Genomic DNA, 3,414 nt, shown 5'->3' with positions numbered 1-3,414 from the left:
AGCCGGTCGACAAGGAGGCGCTGCTCGCCTTCTACAACCGCTACGGCTTCAAGACCATGAAGCGCGAGCTCGAAGAGTCCATGGGCTCGACTGCCGCTGCGCCGCCACCGGCCATGCTCGACAACCCTGCGCCCATGTCCGCGGCGACCGCCATCAACCGCAGCTACACCACGGTGCTCACGCCCGAAGAGCTGGAGCTGTGGGCCGACAAGGCCGAATCGGCGCCGCTCACCGCCTTCGACACCGAGACCGATTCGCTCGACGGCATGGTGGCGCAGATCGTCGGCTTCTCACTCAGCGTGAGCCCGGGCGAGGCGGCCTACATTCCGCTGCGGCACAGTTACGCGGGGGCGCCCGACCAGCTGCCGGTGGAGACGGTGCTGGCCCGTCTCAAGCCCTGGCTGGAGAACCCCGATGCGCCCAAGCTGGGCCAGAACATCAAGTACGACGCGCACGTGCTCGCCAACGCCGGCATCACGGTGCGCGGCTACGTGCACGACACCCTGCTCGAGAGCTATGTGCTCGAAGCCCACAAGCCGCACAGCCTGGACAGCCTGGCGCAGCGCCACCTCGGCCGCGCCGGCCTGAGCTACGAAGACGTGTGCGGCAAGGGCGCGCACCAGATCCCCTTCGCGCAGGTCGACATCGAGAAGGCGGCCGAGTACTCGTGCGAAGACAGCGAGATGACGCTGCAGGTGCACCAGACGTTGTGGCCGCAGGTGGAGGCCGACAAGGGCCTGCGCTACGTGTACGAGCAGATCGAGCTGCCGGTGGCGACCATCCTGCAGCGCATCGAGCGCAACGGCGTGCTGATCGACGCCCAGCTGCTCGCGCAGCAAAGCCAGCAGCTCGGCGAGCGCATGCTGCAGCTCGAACGCGAGGCACACGAACTTGCTGGCCAGCCCTTCAACATGGGCAGCCCCAAGCAGATCGGCGAGATCCTGTTCGGCAAGCTCGGCCTGCCCGTCATCAAGAAGACCGCCAGCGGTGCGCCGAGCACCGACGAAGAAGTGCTCGACAAGCTGGCCGAGGACTACCCGCTGCCGGCCAAGCTGTTGGAGCATCGCAGCCTGTCCAAGCTCAAGGGCACCTACACCGACAAGCTGCCGCTGATGGTCAACCCGCACACCGGCCGCGTGCACACCAACTACGCGCAGGCCGTGGCGGTGACGGGGCGGCTCTCCAGCAACGACCCCAACCTGCAGAACATCCCCATCCGCACCGCCGAAGGCCGGCGCGTGCGCGAGGCGTTCGTTGCGCCGCCGGGGCATGTGATCGTCAGCGCCGACTACTCGCAGATCGAGCTGCGCATCATGGCCGACATCAGCGGCGACGCGAACCTGCTCAAGGCCTTTGCCGAGGGCATGGACGTGCACCGCGCCACGGCGAGCGAGGTGTTCGGCATCGAGCCCGCGGCGGTGACGAGCGAGCAGCGCCGCTACGCCAAGACCATCAACTTCGGCCTCATCTACGGCATGGGTGCCTTCGGTCTCGCGTCCAGCCTGGGCATCGAGCGCGCCGCCGCCTCGCAGTACATCGACCGCTACTTCGCGCGCTACCCGGGCGTGAAGCAGTACATGGACGACACCAAGGCCAGCGCCAAGGCCAAGGGCTACGTCGAGACCCTGTTCGGCCGGCGCATCTACCTGCCCGAGATCAACGGCGGCAACGGCCCGCGCAAGGCCGGTGCCGAGCGCCAGGCCATCAACGCGCCCATGCAGGGCACGGCGGCCGACCTCATCAAGCTCGCGATGATCGCGGTGCAGGCCGAGCTCGACGCCAAGGCGCTGCGCACGCTGATGGTGATGCAGGTGCACGACGAACTCGTGTTCGAAGTGCCCGAGGCCGAGCTCGACTGGGCGCGCAGCGAGATCCCGCGCCTGATGGCTGGCGTGGCCAGCCTCAAGGTGCCGCTCCTGGCCGAGGTCGGCGTCGGTCCCAACTGGGACCAAGCGCACTAGCAACGGCCCCCCAGTCGCTCGCGCTCCTGCCCCCAAGGGGCGCCGGCCGGTCCTTGGGGCGGCCCGGCGGACGGCCGTGGCCCGGTTCATTCGCTTCCACGCTGCGGAACTGGCGCCCCCCACTTGGGCGTGGATAGGGTTAGACCTCGCTTCCAAACGCACAGCAGTTCTCTACATTGCGCTCGGCTGGCCGCCCTCAGGCGTGCTCGCGGTGGATGTTGGTTCCACCATGCAGGTTCTTGCATGGGCTGACCGGGGAGAGCTCGAATCGACGCGCGCACATCAACGCCGCTCCTGGCCGTCACCGACGTGACGGTCCGCTTCGGCGGCATCACGGCCCTGGACAAGGTCTCGTTCTCCGTCCACGGCGGCAAGATCGTCGGCCTCATCGGGCCCAACGGCGCAGGCAAGACCACGCTGTTCAACTGCCTCTCGCGCCTCTACAACTTCAGCGAAGGGCGCATCGACTTCGAAGGCACGCCGCTCACCGACACCCCGCCCCACGGCATCGCCGCGCGGGGCATCGGGCGCACCTTCCAGAACCTCGCGCTCTTTCGCACGATGAGCGTGCGCCAGAACGTGATGCTGGGCGGCCACAGCCGCACCCACACCGGCTACCTGGCCAACGCCTTCCGCTTGCCCGTGGTGCGGCGCGAAGAGCAGCGCCTGCGCGAGCACGTGCAGCAGGTGATCGACCTGCTCGACCTCAACAGCGTGGCCGAGACCGCCGTGGCCGACCTGCCCTTCGGCACCCAGAAGCGCGTGGAGCTGGCGCGTGCGCTGATCACCCAGCCCAAGCTGCTGCTGCTCGACGAGCCGGCCGGCGGGCTCAACCACGAGGAGGTGGGCGCGCTGATGGACCTGCTGCGCCACATCCGCGAGCAGCTCCAGCTGACCATCCTGCTGGTGGAACACCACATGAACCTCGTGATGCGCATCTCCGACCAGGTGGTGGCGCTCAACTTCGGCCGCAAGATCGCCGATGGGACGCCGGCCGAGGTGCAGGGCAATGCGGAGGTGATCAAGGCCTACCTTGGGGCGGAGGCGGCATGAGCGACGTGCTGCTTCAGGTGCGAGGACTGCACGCCCAGTACGGCCCGACCAAGGTGCTGCACGGCCTCGACTTCGAGGTGAAGACCGGCGGCATCACCACCATCCTCGGCGCCAACGGGGCCGGCAAGACGACCACGCTGCGCGCCGTGTGCGGCATGGTCAAGACGCAGGGCGAGGTGCTGCTCGGTGGCGAACGCATCGATGGCAAGGCCACCGAGAACATCGTGCGCATGGGCGTGGCCCACGTGCCCGACGGGCGCGGCACCTTCCTCACCTTCACGGTGGAAGAGAACCTCGCACTCGGTGCCTACACCCGCAAGGACAAGGCCGACGTGCTGCTCGACCACGAGCGCATGTTCACCTACTTCCCGCGCCTGAAGGAGCGCCGCAAGCAGCAGGC

Annotated in this window: 3 protein-coding genes; all 3 read left to right on the top strand. The window is 68.0% G+C overall.

Going from position 1 to position 3,414, the window contains the following annotated elements:
• A partial coding sequence (polA, locus tag VFL64_RS13975) for a DNA polymerase I (protein WP_489540989.1) occupies positions 1-1,961 on the top strand: 1,961 nt, incomplete at its 5' end.
• Positions 1,962-2,270: 309 nt separating this feature from the next.
• Positions 2,271-3,014 (top strand): ABC transporter ATP-binding protein, encoded by a 744-nt coding sequence (locus VFL64_RS13970; protein WP_489540988.1) that lies wholly within the window; start codon positions 2,271-2,273, stop codon positions 3,012-3,014.
• Positions 3,011-3,414, top strand: a 404-nt coding sequence (locus VFL64_RS13965; RefSeq protein WP_489540987.1) for an ATP-binding cassette domain-containing protein, incomplete at its 3' end; no start/stop codon positions are given. The genes VFL64_RS13970 and VFL64_RS13965, both read left to right, overlap by 4 nt.

The sequence above is a fragment of the Rhizobacter sp. genome, assembly GCF_035702065.1.
In the GTDB taxonomy this organism is placed as follows: domain Bacteria; phylum Pseudomonadota; class Gammaproteobacteria; order Burkholderiales; family Burkholderiaceae_C; genus Rhizobacter.
This window is presented reverse-complemented; position numbering and strand designations above follow the sequence as displayed.